General features: G+C 42.2%; 19 protein-coding genes and 1 tRNA gene. 9 read left to right on the plus strand and 11 right to left on the minus strand.

What is annotated here, in order from left to right:
* Nucleotides 1-321: 321 nt before the first annotated feature.
* Genes LEP1GSC185_RS08805 through LEP1GSC185_RS08820 form a run of 4 tightly spaced genes read left to right on the plus strand, consistent with a single transcriptional unit; the run spans nt 322 to nt 4911 of the window.
* Nucleotides 322-2862 carry a methyl-accepting chemotaxis protein gene (locus LEP1GSC185_RS08805; protein WP_415857734.1) on the plus strand — a complete coding sequence of 847 codons (2541 nt, stop codon included), beginning with the start codon at nt 322-324 and terminating at the stop codon, nt 2860-2862.
* A 10-nt stretch (nt 2863-2872) separates the two neighbouring features.
* Nucleotides 2873-3382, plus strand: a complete 510-nt coding sequence (locus LEP1GSC185_RS08810) for a chemotaxis protein CheW (protein WP_008590202.1) — start codon at nt 2873-2875, stop codon at nt 3380-3382.
* A 2-nt stretch (nt 3383-3384) separates the two neighbouring features.
* On the plus strand, nt 3385-3876 hold the full coding sequence (locus LEP1GSC185_RS08815) for a chemotaxis protein CheD (RefSeq protein ID WP_008591755.1): 492 nt from the start codon (nt 3385-3387) through the stop codon (nt 3874-3876).
* Between the two features lie 6 nt (nt 3877-3882).
* Nucleotides 3883-4911 (plus strand): protein-glutamate methylesterase/protein-glutamine glutaminase, encoded by a 1029-nt coding sequence (locus LEP1GSC185_RS08820; protein WP_008589541.1) that lies wholly within the window; start codon nt 3883-3885, stop codon nt 4909-4911.
* A gap of 29 nt (nt 4912-4940) precedes the next feature.
* Here LEP1GSC185_RS08820 and LEP1GSC185_RS08825 read toward each other — a convergent pair whose 3' ends face one another.
* The 5 genes from LEP1GSC185_RS08825 to LEP1GSC185_RS08845 form a co-directional block, all read right to left on the minus strand.
* Entirely contained in the window at nt 4941-7682 is a 2742-nt protein-coding gene (locus LEP1GSC185_RS08825; protein WP_008590768.1) for an ATP-binding protein, read from the minus strand.
* Between the two features lie 6 nt (nt 7683-7688).
* Nucleotides 7689-9341, minus strand: coding sequence for an acyl-CoA carboxylase subunit beta (locus LEP1GSC185_RS08830; protein WP_008589979.1), 1653 nt, complete (start codon nt 9339-9341; stop codon nt 7689-7691).
* Nucleotides 9342-9406: 65 nt separating this feature from the next.
* Nucleotides 9407-9736, minus strand: coding sequence for an STAS domain-containing protein (locus tag LEP1GSC185_RS08835; protein ID WP_008596558.1), 330 nt, complete (start codon nt 9734-9736; stop codon nt 9407-9409).
* A gap of 13 nt (nt 9737-9749) precedes the next feature.
* Nucleotides 9750-12431 carry a SpoIIE family protein phosphatase gene (locus LEP1GSC185_RS08840; RefSeq protein ID WP_420864561.1) on the minus strand — a complete coding sequence of 894 codons (2682 nt, stop codon included), beginning with the start codon at nt 12429-12431 and terminating at the stop codon, nt 9750-9752.
* 96 nt (nt 12432-12527) lie between these two features.
* On the minus strand, nt 12528-12833 hold the full coding sequence (locus LEP1GSC185_RS08845; RefSeq protein ID WP_008590162.1) for a hypothetical protein: 306 nt from the start codon (nt 12831-12833) through the stop codon (nt 12528-12530).
* 62 nt (nt 12834-12895) lie between these two features.
* Between LEP1GSC185_RS08845 and LEP1GSC185_RS08850 the strand changes: the two genes are divergently transcribed.
* From LEP1GSC185_RS08850 to LEP1GSC185_RS08865, 4 genes are all read left to right on the plus strand, one after another.
* Nucleotides 12896-12968: transfer RNA gene (locus tag LEP1GSC185_RS08850), tRNA-Ala, on the plus strand.
* A 55-nt stretch (nt 12969-13023) separates the two neighbouring features.
* The gene (locus LEP1GSC185_RS08855) at nt 13024-13710 is read left to right on the plus strand and encodes a hypothetical protein (protein ID WP_008590646.1); all 687 of its coding nucleotides are present in this window, start codon (nt 13024-13026) and stop codon (nt 13708-13710) included.
* A gap of 2 nt (nt 13711-13712) precedes the next feature.
* Nucleotides 13713-14243: a peptide deformylase gene (gene def / locus LEP1GSC185_RS08860; protein WP_008589590.1), complete on the plus strand. Its 531-nt coding sequence runs from the start codon at nt 13713-13715 to the stop codon at nt 14241-14243.
* 36 nt (nt 14244-14279) lie between these two features.
* Nucleotides 14280-17636 (plus strand): efflux RND transporter permease subunit, encoded by a 3357-nt coding sequence (locus LEP1GSC185_RS08865; RefSeq protein WP_008590252.1) that lies wholly within the window; start codon nt 14280-14282, stop codon nt 17634-17636.
* 22 nt (nt 17637-17658) lie between these two features.
* Here the strand turns inward: LEP1GSC185_RS08865 and LEP1GSC185_RS08870 are convergent, their stop codons facing one another.
* The gene (locus tag LEP1GSC185_RS08870) at nt 17659-18858 is read right to left on the minus strand and encodes a polysaccharide deacetylase family protein (RefSeq protein WP_008591363.1); all 1200 of its coding nucleotides are present in this window, start codon (nt 18856-18858) and stop codon (nt 17659-17661) included.
* Nucleotides 18859-18871: 13 nt separating this feature from the next.
* Nucleotides 18872-20089: a tyrosine--tRNA ligase gene (gene tyrS / locus LEP1GSC185_RS08875; RefSeq protein ID WP_008590596.1), complete on the minus strand. Its 1218-nt coding sequence runs from the start codon at nt 20087-20089 to the stop codon at nt 18872-18874.
* 62 nt (nt 20090-20151) lie between these two features.
* Between tyrS and LEP1GSC185_RS08880 the strand changes: the two genes are divergently transcribed.
* On the plus strand, nt 20152-21759 hold the full coding sequence (locus tag LEP1GSC185_RS08880; protein WP_008591638.1) for a glycerol-3-phosphate dehydrogenase/oxidase: 1608 nt from the start codon (nt 20152-20154) through the stop codon (nt 21757-21759).
* 111 nt (nt 21760-21870) lie between these two features.
* Here LEP1GSC185_RS08880 and rpoD read toward each other — a convergent pair whose 3' ends face one another.
* Genes rpoD through rpsU form a run of 4 tightly spaced genes read right to left on the minus strand, consistent with a single transcriptional unit; the run spans nt 21871 to nt 26150 of the window.
* Nucleotides 21871-23637 carry an RNA polymerase sigma factor RpoD gene (gene rpoD / locus LEP1GSC185_RS08885; RefSeq protein WP_008589554.1) on the minus strand — a complete coding sequence of 589 codons (1767 nt, stop codon included), beginning with the start codon at nt 23635-23637 and terminating at the stop codon, nt 21871-21873.
* An 11-nt stretch (nt 23638-23648) separates the two neighbouring features.
* Nucleotides 23649-25439 (minus strand): DNA primase, encoded by a 1791-nt coding sequence (gene dnaG / locus LEP1GSC185_RS08890; RefSeq protein ID WP_008596593.1) that lies wholly within the window; start codon nt 25437-25439, stop codon nt 23649-23651.
* A gap of 11 nt (nt 25440-25450) precedes the next feature.
* Entirely contained in the window at nt 25451-25900 is a 450-nt protein-coding gene (locus tag LEP1GSC185_RS08895; RefSeq protein ID WP_008589835.1) for a GatB/YqeY domain-containing protein, read from the minus strand.
* Nucleotides 25901-25940: 40 nt separating this feature from the next.
* Complete coding sequence (rpsU, locus tag LEP1GSC185_RS08900; protein WP_008591132.1) at nt 25941-26150, minus strand: 30S ribosomal protein S21; 210 nt, start codon at nt 26148-26150, stop codon at nt 25941-25943.
* Nucleotides 26151-26229 lie beyond the last annotated feature (79 nt).

Here is a 26229-nt window from a genome sequence, read left to right on the forward strand (position 1 = left end):
TTAAAATTGAGCGTGCTTGTGTGGTCGTTGTTGTTAGGAATATTCCTAACGTTCGGATCAGCAGGTTGGAGTTATTTGTATGATCATGGATTTAATACAGGATCATCGGATAAAATTACAGTCTCTTCGGAAACGGTCGATTCAAAACTTAAGGATTATGAATCTATTCTATATTCCCTATTTCTACCCGGACAAAGTAAGGAATCGTTTTATTCTAAATTAGAAAATTTGAAAACGATCCAAAACGAGATCGTATCGGATCTAAAAGGATTCTCCTCCGGTTTGAAAGACCCTGAAGGTTTAAATCAATTTCAAAAGGATATGGAATCCATTCAGGAAAGTATCCTGGCTGCAAAAGGGATTTTAGGGATCCAGGCAAAAGACACGAGAGAAAATTTTCTAAATCAGGTCTCAGAAAATTCACTACCAAAGCTTGAACAATTGAGATCTGATTGGCAGAAAACAAGATCTTCTATTTCCGTTCCTGCCCAGAAGGAAAGCTCGCTTTATTATCATTTCCTGTTTGCGATTTTTGGGACCTTACTCTTACCCGCTCTAACGATTTATCTAAAACCTTTTTCTTCCGGAAGTATTGTTGTTAATGGTAAGTCTGATTCGGAGGAATTTATTCGGATCAAGACAGCTTTGGATAATGTTACTACGAATATCATGATGGCGGACCAGAATTTAAAGGTCACATATATGAACAAATCCATTCGTAAGATGTTCGGAAATGCAGAGGAAGATATCAAAAAGCAACTCAGTCAATTTAGAATGGAATCTTTGTTGGGTTCGAATATCGACAGCTATCATAAAAATCCGGCTCACCAACGAAATATACTAAAAGATCTAAATCAGACTTTCCGCTCTAGTATTGAAATTGGAGGAAGAAGTTTTGATCTGATTGCTAATCCTATTCTGACGGAATCAGGAGATAGACTAGGTGCGGTTGTAGAATGGTCGGATGTAACCGAACAAAAGAAAATGTTGGAGGTCCGACGCCAGGAGAATGAAGAGCTTACCCGTATCAAAGTCGCTTTGGATAATACTAGTACGAATATCATGATCGCTGACACTCATTTGAATATCAAATATATGAACAAAGCGATCGTAAAGATGTTCGAAATAGGCGAAACTGATATTAGAAAACAACTCAATAATTTCCATTTGAATAAATTGCTTGGTTCGAATATAGACTCATATCATAAGAATCCAGCTCACCAAAGAGGAATACTTGCCTCTTTCACTAATACTTTTCGATCTAGCATTGAGATCGGAGGAAGAAGTTTCGATCTGATTGCCAATCCTATTTTGACGGAATCCGGAGATAGACTGGGTGCGGTCGTAGAATGGTCGGATGTAACCGAGCAGAAAAAAATCGCAGAAGCGCGTAAACTAGAAAATGACGAGTTAACTCGTATCAAAGTCGCTTTGGACAATGCATCTACGAATGTGATGATCGCCGACAATGACTTTAACATCAAGTATATGAATAAGGCAGTATATAAGATGTTCCAAAACGGAGAAGGAGATATTAGAAAACAATTAAGTGCTTTTAATTTGCATAGCGTACTTGGTTCGAATATCGACTCTTACCATAAGAATCCCGCCCACCAAAGGAATATACTCGCGAATTTGAATAACACCTACGAATCTTCGATCACAATCGGAGGAAGGTCTTTCAACCTGATCGCAAATCCTATTTTAAGCTCTGAAGGACAAAGGTTAGGAGCAGTTGTCGAATGGTACGACGTTACAGCGGAACTGGCAGTCCAAAAAGAGATCGAAGAGATAGTAGGCGCTGCGGCAAAGGGAGATTTTAAAACTAGGGTAAGATTAGAAGGAAAAGACGGTTTCTTTAGAAGTTTAGGAGAAGGTATCAATTCCTTCCTACAAGTAAGCGAAACCGGATTAAATGAAGTTGTAGATGCTTTAGAGAGATTAGCGAACGGCGACCTGACTTCTAAAATAGAAAACGAATATTTTGGAACATTCGGAAAACTGAAAGAATATGGAAACACTACTGTAGACAAACTGAACGAGATCATGGGGGATATCGTCATGAAAGCCGGAAGTTTAGTGGGTTCTGCCGGAGAGGTTTCTTCTACGGCAAATTCGCTTAGCCAAGGCGCTTCACAACAGGCTGCTTCTGTGGAAGAGACTACTTCTTCTTTGGAAGAAATGACTGCATCTATCGATCAAAACGCTAGTAACTCCAAACAAACCGAACAGATCGCAAGCCAATCTTCTAAAGATGCCGAAGAGGGAGGAAAATCTGTAACCGAAACAGTGAGTGCGATGAAGCAGATTGCGGAAAAAATTTCCATCATCGAGGACATCGCATACCAGACTAACCTGCTTGCCTTGAATGCAGCGATTGAAGCGGCAAGAGCAGGAGAACATGGAAGAGGATTCGCCGTAGTAGCGTCCGAAGTTAGAAAATTAGCGGAGAGGAGCCAAAAGTCAGCGAATGAGATCTCTAGTCTTGCAGTATCTTCCGTAGCAATTGCGGAAAAAGCAGGAAAACTCATAAGCGAGATTGTTCCGAATATTAGAAAAACTGCAGATTTAGTGCAAGAGATCACTGCTTCGAGTGAAGAGCAAGCCTCCGGGGTAGTCGAGATTAATAAAGCAATGGGACAGTTAGATCAAGTCTCTCAACAGAATGCTTCCGCCTCAGAGGAGCTGGCTGCGATCGCTGAAGAGATGAATAGCCAGGCGGAATCTCTCCGAGAATCCGTATTATTCTTTAGGCTGAGTAAAGAATCCCAGGGAAAAGAAAGTTTCGGTAACGGTTCCAAAAGTATCGCGGCTGTAAGAACTGTAAATATTCCGGACAAACCTAAGTTTGAAAAGTACTGAGGTATTGTAAGTGAGCGCTTTCGAAGACAACCAGTATTTGACCTTTAAGATCGGAGAAGAAACTTTCGGGATCGGACTTCTGAATGTAAAAGAGATCTTAGAATATACACATGTCACAACAGTTCCGATGATGCCTTCTTTTATTCCGGGAGTGATCAATCTAAGGGGAAATGTGGTCCCGGTCCTGGACGTATGCGATAAGTTTTTCAGAAAGAAACATTCTCCGGACAAAAGAACCTGTATTGTGATAGTGGAAGTCCCGGAATCTGTAAATGGAGCCAGGATGGATATTGGCCTGATCGTTGAAGCGGTATACGAAGTATTGAGTATACCTTCTTCCGAAATAGAACCACCTCCTACGTTCGGATCTAGAATACGTGTGGATTTTTTAGCGGGTATGGCAAGGCAAACAAGCGGATTCATCCTTTTACTAAATCTTCTTCGTTTATTAACCGTAGAAGAATTGACCGCTTTAGAGGAAACCAGAGAGGAAGCGGCTAACGTAATTTCTGTAGGCTAAATATGGAACCGGAGATTGTTAGGGATATTTTTTTACAGCCGGGTGGTTTTTATTGGGGTGAGAATGGAACTCGTATTAGAACACTTTTAGGGTCCTGTGTCGCATTATGTTTTTGGCATCCATATTCCAAGGTAGGAGGAATGGCCCATATCATGTTACCCAGACGACCATCTCATATTTCGGAACCTCATCCTAAATATGCGGACGATGCATTGGAAACTTTCTTAAAACAATTCCAAAAATTGGGAGAAAGACCGGGAAGATTCGTATGCAAAATTTTCGGTGGAGCTTCCATGTTCTCACCGGAAGAAGATAAATTGGAGGAAGTTAAAAGAATAGTGGAAATTGGCGAAAAAAATGTGGAGTCCGTTTTGGATTTGGTCCGTAAAGCGAATATAGATCTAACGGCTTCCAATACCGGAGGAAAATCCCATCGAAAAATATATTTCTCACTTTGGGATGGAGAAGTATATATGGAAAATCCGAAAAATTAGTATAGCATGATATACGTATATATTATCGACGATTCCGCAGTGGTTCGGTCCGTACTAAAACAAGTTTTGGAAATGAATTCGGATATAAAAGTTATCGGGTCCTCTCCCGATCCTGTGTTCGCCTTGGAAAAACTCGGAAAGTCGGAAAGATGGCCAGATGTGATCGTTCTAGATATTGAAATGCCTAGAATGGACGGGATCAGTTTTTTAAAAAAGATAATGCACACTCACCCTACTCCGGTCTTGATTTGTTCTTCTCTCGCGGAAGAGTCTTCTGAAACTGCTTGGATAGCCTTAAAGGAAGGTGCGGTCGGAATTGTTACTAAACCCAAAATTGGACTTAAAGATTTTTTAGAGGATTCTGCTGTTTATCTAGGAGAGTGTGTTCGTTCCGCTTCCATATCCAAGTTGAAACATCAAATTTCCACTCCTTCCTCCAAGACGAACGGACTGGATTTTACGAAAATCGCAACTACTGATAGGATCGTTGCAATCGGAACATCGACAGGTGGAACGATCGCTTTGGAGGAAATTCTAACTTCTCTCCCGGCTAATAGTCCGGGGATAGTGATTGTGCAGCATATGCCTGAAAAATTTACGGAAGCATTCGCAAATCGTTTAGATAGAATGTGCAAAATTACCGTAAAAGAAGCGAAGGATGGAGATCGCATCCAAGAAGGTATTGCACTCATTGCTCCAGGAAATAAACATATGGAAGTGGTCGGAAGCGGGGCCCAATTCATCGTAAAGATCACGGACGGTCCATTAGTAAATCGTCATAGACCATCCGTGGACGTATTATTCCATTCCGTTGCAAAACATGTTGGTCGAAATGCAAAGGCTTTTTTATTAACGGGTATGGGTGCAGACGGAGCGGCAGGATTATTAGAGATCAGGAAGGCTGGCGGGAGAACGATCGCTCAAGATGAAGCAAGTTCTGTCGTATTCGGTATGCCAAGAGAAGCGATAGAGAGAGGAGCAGCGGAAAAGATACTTTCCTTAGCAGATGTTCCTTCCGAGATCCTCGCCGGTTAAAAACCGAGCGAGAATCATAGAAGTTTAAGTTAAAGTAGAGAGAAAGTTACCTTATTCTTTCTATCTTGGATCTCTTCCGGGGTTTCGATCTTAATGATCTCGTCCGGAACGATCTTAAAGATAGTTTGTCCTTTTTGGATAATCTTTCCGTCGCTTTCTTTCAAGATCACTTCCTTAACTGTTCCAGAGAATGGAGCAGTGATCTTATTAAACATCTTCATTACTTCCACTATGAATAAAGGTTGGCCCGCTTTAAAGTGCTCGCCTTCATTCACCATTGGAGGAAGATCCGGAGCTTCCTTAGAATAGAACATTCCTCCCATTGGAGAAACGATCTCGTCCGAGCTTGCTTTAGGAGCAGGCGCCAAAAATTTAATGAACGCGTCTCTTGTATCCGCTTTCTTAAATTCTTCCGGGATGACCGGCTCTAAGTTCTCATCCACTCCTAACTTGTAGAAACCTGATTTGTTTCCAAGGTTCGGAATAAGTTTTAATAGTTCTAATCCGATCTGGAACCCTTTGTGGGAAGCAATCGCCTTGGTCCAAATACCTGCATCTACGCCAGCAGGCGCTTTAGCAGCCAGAACCGAATCCCAATCTGCGGAATCCGCTTTTTTACCGGTCAGCCTTTCTAATTCATCATAAAATGCTAATGCAGATTGAAGGATTTTCTGGTCATGGTCCCAGATCTGCTCGGAAGGAGATTGGTGTAATTCTCCCTCCATATGCAGATAATAGTATAGGTCGGAAAGAATATGGATCGGATTTCGTAACCAAACTACTTGGTCTTTTTCAAACTTCCAAGAAACATTCTCATGATATCCTAAGAATCCCGCTAAAACATGAGCGTCTGCGAGTATTTCTCCCAGAGGTCTAGTTATCAGTGTCAGTTTTCTGGAAAGGACCTTTTTTCCCTCTGCCGGTGCATTAGAAAGAACTTTAGTCCAAGCAACTTCCAGATCTATATCCTTGCCTAGGCTTTCTAGGGCGCCAACCGCAGCAAGATAAGAAATCATAAACGCAGTGGAAGGTTTGAATAAAGGATCTTTTCCTAAGATCCAATGGATCAATCCGTAATGAACAAGTAAGTTTGTTTGTAGATCTTGCCCTCTAAGTTCGGTTTTTCTTAAGATATTTCCGAGCCTGCGAAGATTATCTTCTCTACTAGTTCCGTAAGTGATTAGAAGAGCGATATTAGAATCGTAAGCACCCGCTACTTTATAATGAACGAATAGACCAGTATCCGGATTTCTGACGGAAATCCCTTGGTCGTCCCTGATCTCTTCCGGTAAAGGTTTGGACCAGCTTAAGATCACCCCGCCTGCGTGAGGTTGGATCGCTTTATTTGTAGCATTGATACGGACTTCCGCGCCGGAAATATTTCTGACTACACGTTCCGGTTTAGGCAGTCTTTTTCCGTGGAGGGCTAAAAGTGCCATCGCCTCGATCAAACTATCTACGATAAAAAATTCGGATTTGTTCTCTGGATTGGTAAACTTCAAAGAGTATACCATTTCGGTAACTCTATGCTCTACCTGGATCCTTGTGTTCATCTCCATGAAGAAGTGGTTGGTCCCTTCTACGATCAACTCGAAGGTGGAAACGCTATTTAAAGCGACTGCCTGTCCGAATCTTTCGGATTGTTCTTCCATTTCTTTGAGAACCTGAAGATCCGCCTTCATGATCTCCGCTTTTTTAGGTGAAGTTTTTTCAAGGATTGCAATCTCGTTCTGCAGAAGTTCTTGAGTAAGAGAGATCTCCAGAAGTTTTTGTTCATGCATCTGCACGGAACAATCCCTTCCACCTAAAGCCAAACACCATTCTCCGTTACCGATCAACTGGATCTCGTTGTGTCTGGTCTTTTCGATATTCAATTCTATCAAAAAGTTCCTATTGGAACCCGGAGCTGTCACTTTAGATTCAGATAATATTTCTTGTACTGCTGTTTTTACTTCTTCCGGTTTGGAAACTACCCTTTGGCCTTTTCCACCGCCACCGCCTACGTATTTGAAACGAATACGATTGCTTGGGTATTTTTTCCAGATCTCTGCAGCTTCAATTTCTGCCTGAGCCTGCAATTCCGGAATGGTTACTAATTCTACGATCTTTTCGTAACCTGCATACAGTAACGCTTCTGCGTTTTCTTCCAACGAAATAGAAGAATTATACGAAAAGTTTAATCCTTTTTCTTTGGCAAGGGCAACTAACGCTTTTTCGTCCTTTGCTTTTTTAAGAAGACAAGTTGCAGAGATGGTGTCTACGCCCGGTGTCACGGAAACGTTCAGTTTACGAGCAAGTTTTTTCGCCTCATCTTTTGAGCCTGCTTGGTGAGCTACATGAGACGAAGGACCCATAAAGGTGACTCCGCTCTCTTCGATTGCCTCGATGAATTCGGAATCTTCTGCCATAAATCCATAACCGGCAAAGATATGAGTATACCCGTTATCTTTTGCAATTTGGATGATTTGTTTAATTCTAGCGGCTTTTTCTTCCGCGCCGGCTCCCATATAATCAGGAACTCTATGGATATTAGAAGGAAATCTGAAATCTCTAAGTTCCGGAGCGAGTGCCATCGGATAAACGACCGAATCTTTTTCGGAAAGTAAGATACCGTATTCTCTTACTCCGATCTGGTCGAAAATTTCCATTGCCTCTTTTCGAACTGGGCCACGGCAAACGATCAGACATTTGATCGTTTCTAAAGAGAAAGAATGGATCCAAGGAGAAGTAGATTCGCGAAATGTAATACGTCGATTTTGGTAGTCGATCATTTGTTTTTACTCGAATTCCCTTTGAGGTCCGGACATCGGTCCGGGTTTGTAGTGTCGGATTAAATAATCTAAATTTTTGAAGAGTATGTTTCTGGTAGTTCCCGGAAGAACGATCCTGGAAACGGAACCTAAAGATAACGCTTCCTTAGGATTCATTAGCTCTTTCTCATATTTTTGAGAGAGAAGTTGAAGCTTTTTATCCCTAGTCGCAGCGGCATCTTTTTCCGATACGCCATTCTTTAGATTTTCCTTATATTCCTTTTGGATCGCAGTGATCTCGTCTTTATAGACGTAGTCTTTACCGGCAGGACCCATTACCGCAATCCTTGCGGTCGGAAGTGCAAATACCATATCCGCACCAGTGTGGTAAGAGTTAAAACTTGCGTATGCTCCGCCGAATGCGTTTCGGATGATTAGAGTCAATCTTGGAGTGCGGATATCGATGATCGAATCCAACAGTTTTCTTCCTTCCAGGACGATTCCGTTCTGTTCCTGTTCTTTTCCGGGTAAGAACCCGGTGGTATCCTCTAAAAATATTAAAGGAATGTTATATACATTACAGAAACGGATAAATCTGGTGCCCTTTCTTGCAGCACCGATATCAATCTGCCCGGAAGATACTGCGGAGTTATTCGCAACGAAACCAACTACGTGTCCACCCAATCTACCGAAAGCGGTGACAAGATTTCTGGATCTTTGCGGTTGGATCTCGAAATATTGTCCATGATCACAAATATTCTGGATATATAATGTGATATCGAATGGAGTATTCATCCCCGTAGGAGAATTGAATGTCTTTTTGAATAAGATCTCTTCTTCGTAGATAAATCTATCGGTAGGATCAGAGGTAGGATGGAATGGCGCAGCACTTGAATTATTATCAGGAATATAAGATAAAAGTCTAAGTGCAGTTCTTAAAGCTCCTAACTCATCGTTAGTGACCAAGTCAACTACCCCGCTCTGTCCATGGACTTTTGGTCCACCCAGATCGTCTGCGCTGATATCCTCTCCTAAAACGGATTTAACAACTCCAGGTCCGGTCAATCCAAAGAAGGTATTTTCCGGTTGGATCATGAAAGAACCTTGTCTTGGAAGATAAGCTCCACCACCCGCATTAAATCCGAACATGAGCATTAAGCTTGGGACCACACCGCTGATCTTTCTGAGCGCGGTAAACGCTTCGGAATATCCGTCGAGACCACCCACTCCGGCAGGAACATATGCGCCTGCCGAGTCGTTCATTCCGATCAGAGGAATTCCATGTTCCCCTGCCATGTAGATAAGCCTTGCGAGTTTGTTTCCGTTAGTAGCATCCATGGACCCCGCTCTAAGAGTGAAGTCATGTCCGTAGATCGCTACGTCCCTTCCGTTAATATTTAAAATACCTGTAATTAAGGAAGCCCCGTCTAAATTTTTTCCCCAGTTTTGGTAGAGAATATTGGGCTCTGAATTGGTAAGGACTTTGATCCTTTCCCAAACAGTCATTCTTCCTTTAGAATGTTGTACTAGGATCCTATCCGTTCCTCCTCCTTGCAGAGGTTTTTCCAATAACTCTTTGCCCATTGTATTGGCATCGTCGTAAATACTGGAGACGGGTTGGGATTCCGAAGATTCAGAAGATTGAAACGGATTATCTATAGAGTACGTTTGTTCCGACATACGGTACACAGTTTTTAGAGAAAGGCCAGGGAGGAAAGCTAAAAACCGCGGTTCGGTAAAAGGATTTATTGAAGGCTAGAATCTACAGTATCATAGATCTTAAATAAGGAATCCATATCTATAATCTCGAAAACCTTACGAACTGCCGGGCGCAAAGCTGCTAGTTTGAGTTGGATCTCTCTTTCCTTACAAACTCTTAAGGAACCTACTATAACTCTTAAGCCTGCAGAAGATACAAACTCCACGTTGGACATATCTAAGACGATATTGGGCTCTGTTGCCTTTCTGATATGATCCATGAACGCCTGTTCTACCCTATGGGTATTGTGAACGTCCATATTTCCAATCAGGTGGATCACTCTAGAGTTCCCTTTTATTTCTACCGTCAGTTCCATTTTGCCCCCATCGTTAGCGGAAAAATTTTTGAAGAGTAAGAATGTTTCTTCCCTCTTCCATTTTATAATCCACCACGTCCATCAATGTCTCTATCAGATACACACCGAATCCGCCTTTTCTTTTTCCGGAGAGGTTTTCCTCTATGGACGGGTCTTTCACATTCGTTCTGTCGAATCCTTTTCCGGAATCAGTCAGCACGATCGTGATAGAATCTTCAGTGAACCGAATTTTACAATCGAATTTCGGATTTCTGAGCAGAGTATCCTTATAACCGTGCATCACGATATTAGTAGCCGCCTCATCCCCTGCCAAAAGAATATCGTCTCTCAAAAAATCAGGCAGATTTCTTACCTTGATCGCATCGTATATAAATTCTCGGAAGATAGGAATTTGTCCGGTATTCGCGTCGAAAGTCCTGAAAAATTGAAAATCATTATTGTACTTCAATAGAAGTACAGTGAAATCGTCGAAAGGTTCTTTTCCAAAGGAGAAAGAGCGGATAGTTGCGTACAATTCTTCCACAATTTTTTGGGCAGGAAGATGTCTTCTGGATTTGATCTCTTCGATCATTCTTTCCAGACCGAACTCATTTCCTTGCGCGTCTTTTTCTTCTACCGCACCGTCCGTATAGAGAACGAAAATATCCCCTGGTTTGACCGTAAAATTTCCACCCTTATATTTTGCAGTAGGGATCACTCCTAGAGGAGGTCCCTGTCCTTTTAATAACTCATAGGATCCGTCTTCTTTGATCCAGACCTGGTCGTTATGGCCTGCAGAAGCGTATTCGATCGTAAACAAAGAAGGATTATAATGAATGAAGAATGCGGTGACGAACATTCCAAAATGGGAATCTTCGAAAATCAGCTCATTTCCTTGTCTTAAAATTTCTTCGGGACTTAGGTCATGATTTCTGGCTAGAGTTCTGATGATGGAAGAACTCATCGCCATAAACAGCGCAGCAGGAAGACTTTTTCCGGAAACATCTGCGATCAAAAAGGAATATTGACCGTCGCTGTACTGGTAATAATCGTAAAAATCGCCCGATACATCCTTGGCCGGGACGGAAAGAATCCCTAGATCAAAATTGGAATGAAATACTTTTTCCGAGGGAAGAATATTCTGTTGGATCTTCCGGGTAATTTCCATCTCCTGTTGGATCGCTTTTTTTTCCAACATTTCGTTTCTCAAACGGAAAGCTTCGAATCCCTTTGTGAACTGGGAAGCCATGGTCTGTAATAATCGGAAATCCGAGTCCTGGTAAGAAAGTTTATCCTTTCTATCCGCCACAGTCAAGGCCCCGTAAGGTTCCCCGCTGGACAAGAATAACGGAACGATAATGTATGAACCTTTTAAAAATCTTCTATCCAGCTCATGACGGAAAGGTTGGTCCAAAATATCTCTTTTAAGGACGGGAAGACCTTCCCTAACACTGGATAGGATCTGGGTTCCCGAAATTTCTTCCTCTATAACCCTATCTATTTTTTCCGTTTTCCCATCGTAATACGCGCAGTTGATATAGTTCTCTTTGGAAAGACTGTATAAAAAAATTCCAGCAACACTTGCATCCAACTCGCGGATAATCAATCGGATGGACTTTCGGACTAACCCCAACCTGTTCGTAGAAAGACTAACCGCTTGCGATAGATCGAATAAGGACTCTAACTCGGAAACTTTTTTGCGAAGATCCTTGTTTGCATTCTCTAGGTTCTGAAGAAGCCCGGTCTTTTGGATGGCTAAGGCGGAAGTACCGGAAAAACTTAAAAAAAGTTCCAGATCTTCTCCCGTAAACTTTTCTCTATCTACTGTGTTGATCGCCTCAATTACACCTATGACCTCATCGTTTGCGACTAAAGGTGCAGCCATGATGTTTCGAGTAGTAAATTGGGAAGCCTTATCTACTTCCTTATAAACCCGATCATCATTCTGAGCGTCGTTGATGATCATCGGTTTACGTTCTCTGACGACTAGACCCGCAACCCCCTTTCCTACCGGAACTTGCATCTTAGTGACAGCTTCGCTCTTTTCTCCCAGAACTGTGTGGAAATACAGATACTCTTTCGATTCGTCCAAAAGAAGAACGCTACAGGCTTCCGTCCTGAATACCGTCTTGGAAGAAAGCATGATCGCTTCTAATAATTGAGAAAGATCTAAGGAAGAATTGATCAGTCCTGAAACACGGATCACTTCCGTAAGTAAGAAGTCGAAACGTTCCGATTGTCTTTTTGCTTGTGCTGCTTCTAATACCAACTGAGTGGTAGCAAGTAAGGAGAGAGTGACTAAGGAAGCATCTCCGGATACATGAGATTCTTTTAATAATCTTCCTACTGTTTTACAAGTAGTACGAAGAAGTTCAAAATCAGTTTTAGAAAAACGATCCGCGGTAGTTTTACCTTGCAAAACTAAAACTGCGTAACTCGCACGATTCGCTTTAAGACTCGCGTCAAGATCGTCCACTTTTAATCGAACCACTAAAAGTGGGTAACTACTGGGCGATTTTGCCCAAGGAGGTGTTTTACCTCTTTCTAAAAGTAGATCTTTTCCGGATTGAGAGAATGCCCAATGCGCAGCTTCGATCAGTTCTCTTTCATTACGCCCAGATATTTGTCTTATGTTTGCGGACTCTGTTGTGGAAAATATACCGCCTAAGTCAGCATGAGTGAGTGCGATTGCCTCTCTCAAAAAACTGTCGAAGATGGAGGAGACCCCTAAACCTTCTTCTAAAAAGAAGGAACCGTCACTGCGACTTTTGAGTAGGGTCTCCTGTTTTTTTATCTGGGTCAAGGTCGGAAATTAGGATTGGAATTTAAGGGACTCTTCCCTTAGTTTTCTGTTGGCGAGTTCAAGTTCTTTGATCCGATTCATTGCGGAAATTAATTCATCTCTGGATAAGTTAGTCACAACTGAAGTTGCATCAAAAGCTTCTTTAACATCCTTTAATTCTTGTCCGGAGTATTGGATGATCGTCTCATACATACGAATGATCTCATCCGCATTTTCCAATTCCTGTTCATTCAATCTCAAAACTTTCTCATAACCTTTGATGATATCGTTTTGGATTTTTATTTTTTTCTGTAGTTCCTCGACGGAATCGCTCATCCGTTTGCTCCTAAAATAATATATATTGACAGTGCACCCAAGGAGACCATATTGGAATCAGAGGGGATGTAGCTCAGTTGGGAGAGCATTTGAATGGCATTCAAAAGGTCGGGGGTTCGATTCCCCTCGTCTCCACACACCAACGCCGAACCTAATAGATAGTTTCCTTTCCGAATCACTGTCAAGACTAATGCGAGAGAATCATTGGACTTTTACCAGCCGGGGAAATCCCAAAAAAGACGAGGTGCTTTGGCTTCGGGACCCCTTACATTCTTTTGATAGGTCCTTTAGCCCGGAACTTTCTTCCGATTATTATCTTACTGTAGCGGAAGGTCCTGAAAAATTCAGCGGATTTTCGAATACGGATATTCTGGATTTTTTAGATAAAAGAAAGAAGAAACAAATTCTAATTGCGGAAGGATTTTCCGCGAGATTGATCTGGCCGCTTCTCACCCAAAGTAACGACAAAATACTTTCTGCATTTTTGATTTTCCCAAACCCTCTGCCTGTATCCGGATACTCCACATCTATTTTGGAAAAAACGGATTGGTTTTTAAGGAATTTGACCCAAATCCCTAAGTTCTTCTGGGACCCATTCGGCTTAGAAAAGTTATGGAACGGATTAGAAAAGGAAGATCTCTATTCCCAAAAGGCAAAATGTCCGGTGGGTATCCTACTTCCCAGAACTGTTGGTCCTTTAGCTACCCAAGCGGAAATATTACAAAATTTTTCCGTCGGAACTTCGGTCTTTAGATGGGAAGCTCAAAATCCAAGATTTTTAGAACCGACCGGTTGGCTGCTGTCTAAAATCCTAGAACCATTCTTAAAATCTGGTGGGCAAAAACCGGTGAAAGATAGCTCTAGGACAAGGTTCTGAAAATGTCAGTGCGTAAAATTCTCAAAATCGGCGATCCACTTCTAAGAAAGACCAGCGAAACTGTTCATCCGGACGAATTGGGAACCAAAGAATTCAAAAAGTTGATCCGGGACATGTTTGATACAATGAGACATGCGGACGGCGTAGGCCTTGCCGCACCTCAGATCGGTATCATGAAGAAGATCGTAGTAGTCGGATCCGACCCGGAAGATGATAGTCCTTCACGAGTTCCGGAAAGAATTTTGATCAATCCTGAGATCAAACCGGTCACAGACTCACTAGACGGTAACTGGGAAGGTTGTCTTTCCGTTCCGGGTATGAGGGGTTATGTGGAAAGACCCAATAAGATCCAAATGAAATGGATGGATGAAAAAGGAAGCATCCACGATGAAATCATCGAAGGATATTCCGCAATCGTATACCAACATGAATGCGATCACCTAAACGGAGTCTTATACGTAGATAGATTGAAGAGCACAAAAATGTTTGGCTTCAACGACTCCATGGAACTGACCGGTCCTATCCTGGACTAAAAGAACTTCTCCCTAAACACTTAAGCGGAAGCCCCTATGAAAAGTATCATCGAATATTTCCTCTCGAAAAGTATCTTCGTAAATCTACTCACAGTCCTAATCATCTTTGCAGGAAGTTTTCTTGCGGTTAAAATGAATAGAGAAGCGTTTCCAAATATCAATTTTGATATAGTCTCTATATCTACTCTATATCTGGGTGCTTCTCCGCAAGAGGTGGAAAAGTTAGTCACGAACCCTCTGGAAAAAGCGATCAAAGAAGTGGATGGGATCAAAGAATATAGATCCGCTTCTATCGAAGGTAGATCCGGGATCGTGATCACATTGGATCCTGATACAAAGGATACCCAAAAAGTGGTGGATGATATTAAATCCGCCATTGACCGCGTAGAGGATCTTCCGGAAGAAGTGGAAGATCCGATCGTAACCGAGATCACAACTGCAAGAACACCAGTGATCGAAGTCTCCATCACATTAAAAGAAGATGATGGATCTGTCGAGGCCGAGAAAAAATTACGTGCGCAGGCAAAGATCGTAGAACAAGCGCTTTTGGATATTTCGGGAGTAGCGAAGGTCTCGCGCAGAGGCTGGAGAGAGACCGAAATGCAAGTGGATATTCTTCCGAATAGCCTATTCGGTTTTTATCTCACCGGTCAAGATGTGATCGGCGCATTGAGAAACCGTAACGTAAACGTCCCGGGTGGAAATGTCACTGGCCTGGATAAAGAGATCATACTAAGGACGATCGGAGAATTCGATACCCCAGAAGAGATCTCCAAAGTACATGTTAGGGGGAACGAGATCGGAAATGCGATCCGTATCCAGGACATTGCTAGGGTAACGGAAGGTTTAAGAGAAGCGGAATATATAGAGAACGTAAACGGCACTAAGACCGTAGCTCTTACAGTCCTAAAAAGGCAAAGTGCGGATGCGATCAAAGTAGTAGATAATGTAAAATCAACCGTGGAAAAATTCCGCAAAGGTTCTCCCGAGTTCCAGTATGCATTCGTAAACGATCTTTCTAAATACATTCGGCGTAGATTAAATGTCCTAATTTCAAACGCTACATTCGGGATGATCCTAGTTACCGGATCTTTATTCTTCTTCTTGGGATGGAGAGTGGCACTTATGACCGCTCTTGGTATTCCGGTCTCTTTCGGTGCCACATTCTTCATCATGGATCAATTCGGTCTGACTTTGAATTTGATCTCAATGTTCGGACTAGTCCTGGTCGTAGGTATCCTTGTGGATGATGCGATCATCATTTGTGAAAACGTTTATCGATATATAGAGGAAGGACTTCCTCCATACGAGGCAACCTTAAAAGGAACCTTAGAAGTGGTTTCCCCAGTGACAGCAACAGTTACTACAACGATTGCTGCGTTTGCTCCACTCCTATTCATGCCGGGAATTTTCGGTAAATTCGTATTCAGCATTCCGCTTGTTGTGATTATCGCGCTCTGCGCTTCATTGGCGGAAGCATTCTTCATTCTTCCAAACCACTTGTATGATATCAATAAAGGTGGAGTAAAAGCGGGAGAGATCAAAGAAGAGTCAGGATGGTTTTCTAAATTTAGGAACACGAAATATGTTCCTGCTCTTAAATTCGCATTAAATAATCCTTGGAAGATGACTATTGGTCTAGTCTCGTTATTGATCGCAAGTTTTATCATCCAGATCCTATTCTCCAAGTTTAAATTATTCCCCGGTTCCGTAGACCAGTTCTATGTAAAGGTCACCGCTAAAACCGGTGCTAGTTTGAATGAAACTTATCGTTATTTAGAAGTGATCGAAAAAGAGATCGCTAAAGTACCTCAAGAAGATTTGGAGAATTATGCAACTCGAGTAGGGATCATCCAGGCAAATCCGAATGATCCTTTTACTAAAAGAGGAAAACATTACGGAATGGTAATGGCATATTTAACTGCAGAAGAGAACCGCAAAAAATGCCATAAAACCGACGATATCATCCAAAAACTCAGAAGAAAAACTCTCTGGTTGCTTAACGAAACTTCCCGTAAAATTGAAGAGGAAAAGATCCAGAAAGAAGCCGCAGAAATCAAAAATCCTTGTGATGTGCCCGAACCTGTCGTTATCCCAGAAGAATTCGAATCTCTTAGAGGCAAACTAGTCTCATTAGAATACGAAAAAGTATCCGGAGGACCTCCTGTAGGAAAACCGGTTGCGATCGAGATTAGAGGAGATAGTTACGACACTCTTCTCAAAATCGCCGCGGAATACAAAGGTATATTAGGAAAAGTGAAAGGAGTCACGGATATTGCTGACGACTTCAACGAAGGTAAGGACGAAGTACGTATTCGAGTCAGCGAATCTCTTGCTTCTACCGCCGGAGTCTCCGTATTCAAAGTCGCCCAAGCAATCAATACTGCATTCCAAGGAACTGTCGCCACCAAGATCAAAAGGACGGACGAAGAAGTAGAGGTAAAAGTAAGATTTCCTGAATCCTATAGAAAGTCGGTGGAAAGTTTAAATCATGTATATGTTTCCAACTCCATCGGAAAAATGATCCCGGTGTCCCGTTTAGTAACGATGCAAAGACTTCCAGGTGTTTCCAATATCAATCACTTGGATGGGAAACGTTTGGTGACGGTCACAGCAAACTTGGCCGGCGGAAAACAGGCTAATTCAAGCGAAGCAAATGCTTCCGCTAAAAAATTAGCGGAACAAGAAAAGATCATAGATAAGTATCCCGGTTATATAGTTCGTTTCGGTGGCGAGAATAAGGATACGGAAGAGTCCATGGGCTCCTTGGGATTTCTGTTCTTGATGGCACTTCTTATCATGTACATCATCATCGCTTCCCAATTCGGATCTTTAATGCAGCCTCTTGTGATCGGAAGCGCTATCCCCTTCTCCTTTATTGGAGTAATCCTGGCATTCGTAAGCCATGGAGAATATTTCGGATTCTTGGCGATGCTTGGGATTGTAGGACTTGCAGGAGTTGTGGTAAACGACTCCATCGTGCTTGTTGATTTTGCAAACACATTAAGAAGAGAAAATCCGAACAAGAATATTAAGGAAATTTTAGTAGATACTGGAAATCTAAGATTAAGAGCGGTAACCTTAACTACTGTTACCACTGTGCTCGGACTTTTGCCGACTGCATACGGGATCGGCGGTTACGATCCGTTCTTAGTACCTATGGCACTCGCTTTTGGTTGGGGACTTGCGTTCGCAAGTATCATCACCTTGATCATGGTGCCCGTATTCTATCTTCACCTTTATAATTTTCAAACTTGGTTTTATGGGAGAATAGAAAGGATTTTCGGTAAAAAACAGGTCGTAAAACCTAGTACGGTCTATTTCCCAAGCCCTGAATTTTCGAGCGAGCCTGATAGGATTTTAACGAATAATAAAGGTAAAAAGAAGAAGTAAGATCAAAACGAAAAGCGGGAAATCAATCCTGCTTTTCGTTCAATATTTCCGGAATGGTTACGAATTTATAACCCTTGTTTAGCATTGCCTGGATAAAATCAGGAAGAATATAAATCAGCTTTTCGGATTGTCTTGGAGAACCTAAGTGCATTAAAATAATTGCACCGTTCATTCCATTTTTATCGGAAGCTTCCCAGCGATATAGAAAATCCAGCATCTCTTCTTTAGTTTTATAATGAGGATTTTGTACTAGTTTCGTTTTACCGGTCGCCGAATCTTTTTTAGTGATGTATTTTTTATAGACGAAGTCAGGTACATCCAAAGAACCCACCGTATTATTGCTCCAGAAAATATGGTTTTCATAACCTTGGGTGGCATATACATCCAAGATGATCTGATCCACCGCACCGTAGGGCAATCTATAATACTTAGTAAGAGTAAGCCCGGTAATAGTTCTGAATTTATCCTCTACAGAAGTAAGCTCTTCTAAAAGAAGATTAAAATCCGGAATCTCATCCGCAACGTAGCTCAAAAGCGCTCTCTTTCTAAGAGAGGATTCCTTTAAACTTCTAGGTAGATTGAAATGGCTCCAAGTATGATTCCCGAAAACTACCCTTCCGTCCAAAGCGGCTAATTTTTTAAGATAGACCAAATTGGTTTTGGAAAATAAGGATCCGCCCTTTTTAGCAGGATTTTCGTTCGAAACGAATAAGGTCACCTTGATCGGAAACCTCATCATAAATTCGTAAAGTATTTGTAGATCTTCTCCTGTACCCAAATCAAAAGTAAGGGAGATTTCTTTGAAATTCGGATTTCCCCGGCTAATATTCTTACCAGTTCCGGGTTTAGGAATGATAGCTTGTAAGGAATTTAAGTTTTTATTCACTTCTTCGCTTAGATCGCCGTCAGGAACGTCATCCAAGATGGAAGATTTAAAACGAAGGACTTCCTCTTCTCTTTGTTGTTCTTCCAACCTTAAACTTGTGATATCTTCCGAAAGAACTGAGATAACTTCATTCTGTTTTTGGACTGTGTTTTGGAGAGAATCCAACCTTCTTGCCAAAGCAAAAACAGTGGTGACGCTCAAGATCAGAAAAAAGAATACGGAGGAACCGATCCGGATCTGACGAAATTTTTTTTCCAGGACTTCGGATTCTACTTCGTTGTCCTGGATTTCCTTGATCGTCTTGGAAAGTACTGTGGATTCTTCTTCGCTGAGCATGTTCTGATTTCGGTCAACTGACCAGACGGATGAATTTTCCTTTTTTGCCTTGGCGAATCAAGTATTCTGCGTTTTTACTTACGGTAAATTTTTCGTCCGAAAGTTTCTCCTCGTCGACATAAATCCCCCCGGACTTGATGAGCCTTCTCGCTTCGGAGGTAGAAGGAACAAATCCTAGTTTGGCGAGAACCCAGATCAACTGCGGAGTTTCGGATTCCTGGAAAAATTCGGGACCTAATTTTGTTTCCGGAATATTTTCAGGAATAGCTCTTGCTTTCGGATTATGGACTTTATTCCATTCTTCGATCGCTTCCGAATTTGTATCCGGAGGAGAAAATTGGTCCATTATTAATTTTGCAAGCTCGGTTTTGACCTCTTTAGGATGAAGTTCTCCGGATTGGATCCCTTTTTTACGTTCTGTAACGGATTCCATAGGAAGATCCGTAAGCAATTCGAAATAATTCCACATCAGTTCGTCCGAGATCGACATTAGTTTCCCGAACATGTCGATTGGCTCTTCCGTAATCCCTACGTAATTTCCGAGGGACTTGGACATCTTTTTGACCCCGTCCAGACCAACCAAAAGAGGAAGAGTGATCACACATTGCGCCTCTTTTCCGTATTCTCTCTGTAATTCTCTACCTACTAAAAGGTTGAATTTTTGGTCTGTTCCACCCAATTCCACGTCAGCTTCCATTTCTACGGAGTCATAACCTTGGACTAGAGGATATAAAAATTCAATCAGGGAGATGGGTTGACCACCCTTGTATCTTTTGCTGAAATCGTCCCTTTCTAAAATTTGGGCCACGCTGTATTTGGAGGTAAGAACCAGAACATCCTCGAAGTTCATCCCAGAACACCAACGGGAATTATAAACGATCTTAGTCTTTTCCTTATCCAAAACCTTAAAAACTTGGCTTTGGTAGGTTTCTGAGTTTTTGAGAACTTCTTCTTTGGAGAGTCTTTTTCTGGTTTCGGATTTTCCTGTAGGATCTCCGATCATTGCAGTAAAATCCCCCAAAAGGAAATTCACCTCATGACCCAGGTCCTGGAAATGCCTTAATTTTCTAAGTAAAACGAAATGTCCCAGGTGAAGGTCCGGGGCTGTCGGATCGAAACCGGCTTTGATTTTTAAGGACTTTTTTTTGGTAAGTTTGGAGGTAAGTTCCTCCTCGCTGATCAGGTCGACCGTCCCGCGTCGTATCAATTCGATTTGTTTTTTAGGTTCCATTTGGCTCTTTTATTGCAATTTCACCCGGCGAAATCACCCTGTAAAGCAGGAAGACCTTGTACATGCAAAAACACGATCGCAAAAGCCGGTTTGAAAAATTAAAAGAAGAAGAATTCGACCTCTTGGTTTTAGGGGGAGGAGCCACTGGAGCCGGGGCTGCCCTGGACGCAAGCCTAAGAGGCCTTAAGGTTGCTCTTTTAGAAAAATCAGATTTTTCTTCCGGGACATCTTCTCGTTCCACCAAGCTAATCCACGGTGGGGTACGTTACCTCGCTCAATTCCATTTCAAACTTATCCATGAGGCGCTCACAGAAAGGCAAAGACTTCTGGAAAACGCGCCTCACTTGGTCAAACCATTGCCATTCATTCTTCCCACATACAAACTTTACGAAAAACCGTATTACAGCATCGGAATGACTATGTACGATATCCTGGCTTGGAAAGGAAATCTTCCTTCACACAAAAGGGTTTCTAAGGAAGAAGTGGAAAAAGATTTTCCGGCTCTCCAATCCAAAGGTCTGACAGGCGGGATCTTATATTACGATTCTCAGTTCAACGACGCAAGACTGAATGTGAACCTGGCTCGAGCGGCATCCAAAGAAGGAGCTCTGGTACTGAGCCAAACGGAACTTCTATCTTTCCAGAAGAAGGACGGCAAAATTGTAGGTGGAAAAGTAAAAGATCTTATCAGCGGAGAAACCTATAACGTAAAAGCAAAAGTTGTAGTGAACGCGACCGGACCTTGGGTGGATGATATTCGACTTAAAGATGATCCAAGAACATATCGTGTGCTTTCTCCTAGCCAAGGTATTCATTTGGTCTTCAAAAAAGAGACCATTCCTTGTAATACCGCTCTCATCATTCCTAAAACAAAGGATGGACGAGTGGTATTCATCATCCCTTGGGAAGACCATGTGATCTTAGGGACCACCGACACTCCTATCCATGAAGTGACTCAAGATCCTCTTCCTTTGGAATCCGAAGTGGAGTTCCTACTACAAACCGGCTCCGATTATTTAGCCTCACCTTTACAAAGAAAAGAGATCATCTCTGTATTTTCCGGCATTCGCCCTCTCATTTCTCCGGAAGGGAACCAAGATACGAAAAGTATTTCAAGAGAAGAAGTCATCTTAGTTTCTTCCTCCGGACTTATTACAATGGGAGGAGGAAAATGGTCCACGTATAGAAAGATGGCGGAGGACTTGATCGATCGAGTCTTGAAAGAAGGCGGACTGGAAGAGTATGGCTCCAGCAGGACAGCAAAATACTCTTTTCCTGGAAAAGTGGGATATTCGGAAGACTTATACAAAGAGATCCAAAAAATGTATAAGGTCAGCGAGATATCAGCAAAACGTCTCCAAAACTTTTACGGTGGAGAAGTTTTCATCATCCTAGGTAAAAAGCCGACTAAACTTATTGCAGGTCTGGAATACTTCCAAGAAGAAGTGGAGTGGTTTGTTAAGGAAGAATTTGCACTCACAGTTACGGACGTTCTTGCGAGAAGGTTCCGTATCCAGTTCTTGGATCTGAAATTAGCGGCAAAACTTGCGGCACCAGTTTCACAAGTTTTGGCTAAATTACTCGGCTGGAAAGAAGCACAAAGAAAGGAAAAAGAAGCAGAAGCTTTGGGGTTAATAGAATCTCTGAGAGCTACTTACGACGGTAAGTAAGCCGCAGAGTTCTAAGAGAGACGCAGAGGGTTTTTATTTTGGCTAACTTACTCCGCGACTTTGCGGCTCTGCGTGCAAAAACCCTTAGCGTCTTCTTAAACTCTGTGCCTCTTAATCGATGTAATCTCTCAGTTTTTTAGAACGAGATGGGTGACGCAGTCGTCTGAGAGCCTTTGCCTCGATCTGACGGATCCTCTCCCTGGTTACCTTGAACTGATAACCTACCTCTTCCAATGTCTGAGGATAACCGTCATCCAAACCGAAACGCATACGGATCACTTTCTGTTCCCTTGCAGGAAGAGTATGAAGAACCTGTCTGATCTGCTCTGCGAGAATGCTGGAAGCTGCAGAGTTCACCGGAGATTCCACGTCCTTGTCTTCGATAAAATCACCTAGTTCCGAATCTTCTTCGGAACCGACCGGGATCTCTAAAGAGATTGGTTCTCTTGCTACGTTTTTAACCGCTTTTACTTTTTGGACAGGCCAACCTAGACGTTCCGCGATTTCTTCGTTGGAAGGATCGCGACCGAATTCTTGGACGAATAAACGAGTCTCACGGATCACCTTATTCACTTGTTCGATCATGTGGACCGGAACACGGATCGTTCTTGCTTGGTCTGAGATCGCGCGGGTAATCGCCTGGCGGATCCACCAAGTAGCATAAGTGGAAAATTTATATCCTTTCTTATACTCGAATTTGTCCACAGCCTTGATGAGACCGATATTTCCTTCTTGGATCAAGTCGAAGAAATGCATTCCTCGGTTCGCATAACGTTTTGCGATGGAAACCACAAGTCTTAAGTTTGCTTTTACGAGCTCCTTTTTGGCTTGAGCGATCTCTCTCTCACCTTTGATGATCTTTTCGCCCCAGTCCTTGATCTCTTGGACGGAAGAACCTGCTTCCTGCTCCATACGACGAAGTTTACGTTCGTTGTTACGAATATCTTTGATGACCTCGCGAACCTCGTCGATAGAGACTCCCATCATCTTCTCAATATCTTCTAACTTTTCATTCTTCTCGATGAAACGGTTGAATGCTTTGATATCCTTAACGTCGTAACCGTATTGAGCTTTGATCTTTAAGAAATGGCGATCGATCTCTTTGATCCTAAAGACCATAGATTTGATCTTTTGGGAAATTTTTTGGATCTCTTTCTGGGAAACTCCGAGCTCGCGAACTGCGGTGTCTATGATACCCTTGGATATATCTATCTTCTCTTTGAACTCTTTGTATTTTTTAGAGTTCTCGGAATATTTGCGGATCCTGGACTGAGCTTCTTGTAAAACTTTTTCCTGTTCTTGGATAACGGAGATGTTTTTGAAGAAAAGTTCTTCCAACTTCTTCGCTTCTTCCGCGTTCATCGCATACATCTTGTCTACTCTGACAAGATCATACACCTTAGTCTTTTTACTGCGGATCTTAGGAAGGAGTTTAATGAAGTTCGCTCTAAGGATGGATGACCCTAAGATGGTTTCTTCAATGATCTTCTCGCCTTTTTCTATCTTCTTAGCGAGAAATACTTCCGTTTCTCCGGAGATCAAATTTACCTTTCCGATCTCTTTCAAATAAAGACGGATCGGATCTTCGGAACCGCCTGCGGAAGAGGCAGTCTCTTTCTTTTTGCGGGCAGGTTTTACCGGAAGAGCAGGATCGTCTTTGGGCAGGATAGAAGTAGCCGGCTCCAAAGATTTTCTAGTATATTCTTCTACGATCTCTATTCCCATCTCATGAAGAAGAGTGAATACGTCGTCGATCTTCTCCGAGTTTAAGATCTTGTCCGGAAGTATCTCGTTGATCTCGTCGTAGGAAATTTCGCTGTTTGCTTTTCCTATCGCGATGATCTTCTGCACTTCCGGCATGCTTTGTAGATTTTCCATTCTGCGGTCCCCTATCTTACACCCGAGTTTTCATTACGGATAAATTCCAATAATTTTGCTTTCTCGGTCTTATAATATGCCAGTTTTGTAAAATGTTCGGGATCATCCAAAGGTGAACCCGAATCCAACTCTTCCATTCTCTTATCGATCACGAAAAGTTTCTGTTGATTTAATAATCCTTTAAATACCTTCACGGAATCTTCAGGACTCATATCCGCTTCTGAGATCAGAAATGGGGCTATGGATTCCTTAAATTCGTTCGGGATCTCCGAAGAAATAACGGAAGCGGGAGAAACTTCTTCTTCGCTTGCGTATCTCGTATATATAAAGTCCCATAAAAACGCGCTTTTAGAGTCCAAGAATTCCAACCCGGATAATTCTTCGGAAAAACGGAATAAATGATTAGCCTTCACGAGTAAGGCAATGATCTCTCTTTCGCATTTTTCCGCTGGATTCGGGCCTGATACACGTTTGGCGGATTTATCCTTATTATTATCGGACCCTGGAGAGGCAAACTTGGCTCCCCCACCCTTATAATCTCGTAAAACTGCATCCATACTGATCCCGAGCCTTCTTGCCCCGAGACTTAAGAAAAACTCCTTGTCGGAGTCTCGATTGAAACCTTTCAGAAATTGGTATAGATTGTCCAATGCCCTTCTTTTCTTTTCTGGAAGAGCGCGAGAATCCGCCTTATCCAAAAGTTCTTCCACAACAAAAGAAGAAGCTGGGATTTGGTTTTCCAAAAGTTTATGCAATTCTTGGCGGTTCAATTCTTTGGAAATATCGAAAGGATCCTTTCCTTCCGGTAATAGTATAACAAAACAATCCAGACCTTCTTTCAGGCAAAGTTCGGCTGCATGAAGCGCCCCCTTTCTACCCGCAGAATCTCCGTCCAAAACCAGAAGGAATTTGTCTGAGAATTTTTTCATGGTACGGATATGATTTTCAGTCACAGCGGTTCCCATACACGCTACAGTGTTTTCCAGTCCCTTATCTACGAGACCGATCACATCCAGATATCCCTCCACTAAAATCGAGGTCCTGGACTTTTGGATGGATTCTTTTGCCTGGTGAAGATGATAAAATGTTCTTCCTTTATCGAATATGGAAGAAGCAGGACTGTTCACATATTTAGACTCTTTTCCCGGGCCTAAAATCCTTCCTGAAAACGCGATTACTCTGCCGGAAAGATCGAAAACAGGGAACATGATCCTGTCTCTGAAAAAATCGTAAGGCTCTTTTCCCTTTTCGGATTCGCGGATCAGGCCCACTTCTAGAGCGGCCTTTATCTCTTCTTTTGTGTTAAAAACTTTTCCGGTTAGATGATTGAATCCACCCGGAGCATAACCTAATTGGAAAGATTTCTGGATCTCTTCGCCAAGGCCTCGAGAATTCAAATATTCTCGAGCCGCAAGTCCTTGTGGTCCACGCAGATTTTCTTGGAAAAAATTAAGAGCCTTCTTATTTACTTTGTATAAAGTTTCAGTTCTTTCTACTTCTTCTTTCGCTTTTTCCTGGATCGGAATGCCCGAATACTCGGAAAGAATTTCTTTCGCTCTTTGGAAATCCACTCTTTCGTAACTCATCACGAACTGGAATAGATCTCCGGAGGCCTTACATCCGAAACAATGATAGAATTGTTTATCTACGGAAACATTAAAAGAAGGGGATTTTTCCTGGTGGAATGGACATAGACCCACCATATTCCTCCCTCTTTTTTGTAAGGGTACAAATCGACTGATATAACTTTCAATGGGAACTTCCCTACGAATACGGTCGATAAATTCCCTTTGGAACTGCAAGGTATACCCGCTTAGGAAAGTTTAGATTTTACGATCGCAGAAACCTTTGATCCGTCTATGTTTGCGCCTTTAAATTCAGCCATTACTCTTCCCATAACCTTTCCTATGTCTTTGGGACCGGAAGCTCCGAGTTCTATGACAAATTTTTCTACAGCGGCGATGATTTGATCTTCGGGCACATCAGGCGGAAGATATGATTTTAAGATTTCAGCTTCACCCTTTTCTTTATCCGCGAGATCATTACGATTCGCTTTTTCATACATTTGGATTGCATCAATACGTTTTGCGTAACCACGTTTGATCAAGACAATGATCTGTTCATCGCTTAATTCATGGGCTCCGTTTTTCGTAAGCTCGTATTGGATATCAGCCTTAAGCAGGCGTAAGGTGGAGAGAAGAGGCTCCTGTTTTGCTTTCATAGCCTCTTTCAGGTCGGTATTAATTTTTAATTGCAGGGACATGCCCGTTCCCCTATTTCTCTTAGGAACCTAAGACCGAGGATTAACCGCGGTCTTTACGAGAGAAGAGACGTTTTTTCTTTTCTAATTTGCGTTTTGCGGATTCTAAAGCCTTTTTCTTTTTGATGCTAGGCTTTTCGTAGAATTCACGTCTTTTGATCTCGCTCATGATTCCGGCGTTAGCGCAATCTCTCTTAAAACGTTTGAGAGCGGATTCGATGGACTCGCCTTCCTTTACAATGATTCCTACCATTCGGTGGAGTTCTCCTGTTTGGATTGTTTTAGGACCGGATAAACAATATCGCAAAAAACGATACCGACCACTGAAACGA

The sequence above is a fragment of the Leptospira licerasiae serovar Varillal str. VAR 010 genome (assembly GCF_000244755.1).
Lineage (GTDB): Bacteria > Spirochaetota > Leptospiria > Leptospirales > Leptospiraceae > Leptospira_B > Leptospira_B licerasiae.

Bases quoted from the DNA above. Each gene is read 5' to 3' on its own strand.
- rpsU (WP_008591132.1), bottom strand. From the start codon at position 26,150: ATGGTAGGAATCATTGTAAAGGAAGGCGAGTCCATCGAATCCGCTCTC.
- LEP1GSC185_RS08820 (WP_008589541.1), top strand. From the start codon at position 3,883: ATGATATACGTATATATTATCGACGATTCCGCAGTGGTTCGGTCCGTA.
- LEP1GSC185_RS08830 (WP_008589979.1), bottom strand. From the start codon at position 9,341: ATGTCGGAACAAACGTACTCTATAGATAATCCGTTTCAATCTTCTGAA.
- def (WP_008589590.1), top strand. From the start codon at position 13,713: ATGTCAGTGCGTAAAATTCTCAAAATCGGCGATCCACTTCTAAGAAAG.
- LEP1GSC185_RS08815 (WP_008591755.1), top strand. From the start codon at position 3,385: ATGGAACCGGAGATTGTTAGGGATATTTTTTTACAGCCGGGTGGTTTT.
- LEP1GSC185_RS08880 (WP_008591638.1), top strand. From the start codon at position 20,152: ATGCAAAAACACGATCGCAAAAGCCGGTTTGAAAAATTAAAAGAAGAA.
- LEP1GSC185_RS08855 (WP_008590646.1), top strand. From the start codon at position 13,024: ATGCGAGAGAATCATTGGACTTTTACCAGCCGGGGAAATCCCAAAAAA.
- LEP1GSC185_RS08835 (WP_008596558.1), bottom strand. From the start codon at position 9,736: ATGGAACTGACGGTAGAAATAAAAGGGAACTCTAGAGTGATCCACCTG.
- LEP1GSC185_RS08845 (WP_008590162.1), bottom strand. From the start codon at position 12,833: ATGAGCGATTCCGTCGAGGAACTACAGAAAAAAATAAAAATCCAAAAC.
- tyrS (WP_008590596.1), bottom strand. From the start codon at position 20,089: ATGGAACCTAAAAAACAAATCGAATTGATACGACGCGGGACGGTCGAC.
- LEP1GSC185_RS08870 (WP_008591363.1), bottom strand. From the start codon at position 18,858: ATGCTCAGCGAAGAAGAATCCACAGTACTTTCCAAGACGATCAAGGAA.
- LEP1GSC185_RS08805 (WP_415857734.1), top strand. From the start codon at position 322: ATGGAATCCATTCAGGAAAGTATCCTGGCTGCAAAAGGGATTTTAGGG.
- LEP1GSC185_RS08865 (WP_008590252.1), top strand. From the start codon at position 14,280: ATGAAAAGTATCATCGAATATTTCCTCTCGAAAAGTATCTTCGTAAAT.
- LEP1GSC185_RS08895 (WP_008589835.1), bottom strand. From the start codon at position 25,900: ATGTCCCTGCAATTAAAAATTAATACCGACCTGAAAGAGGCTATGAAA.
- rpoD (WP_008589554.1), bottom strand. From the start codon at position 23,637: ATGGAAAATCTACAAAGCATGCCGGAAGTGCAGAAGATCATCGCGATA.
- LEP1GSC185_RS08825 (WP_008590768.1), bottom strand. From the start codon at position 7,682: ATGATCGACTACCAAAATCGACGTATTACATTTCGCGAATCTACTTCT.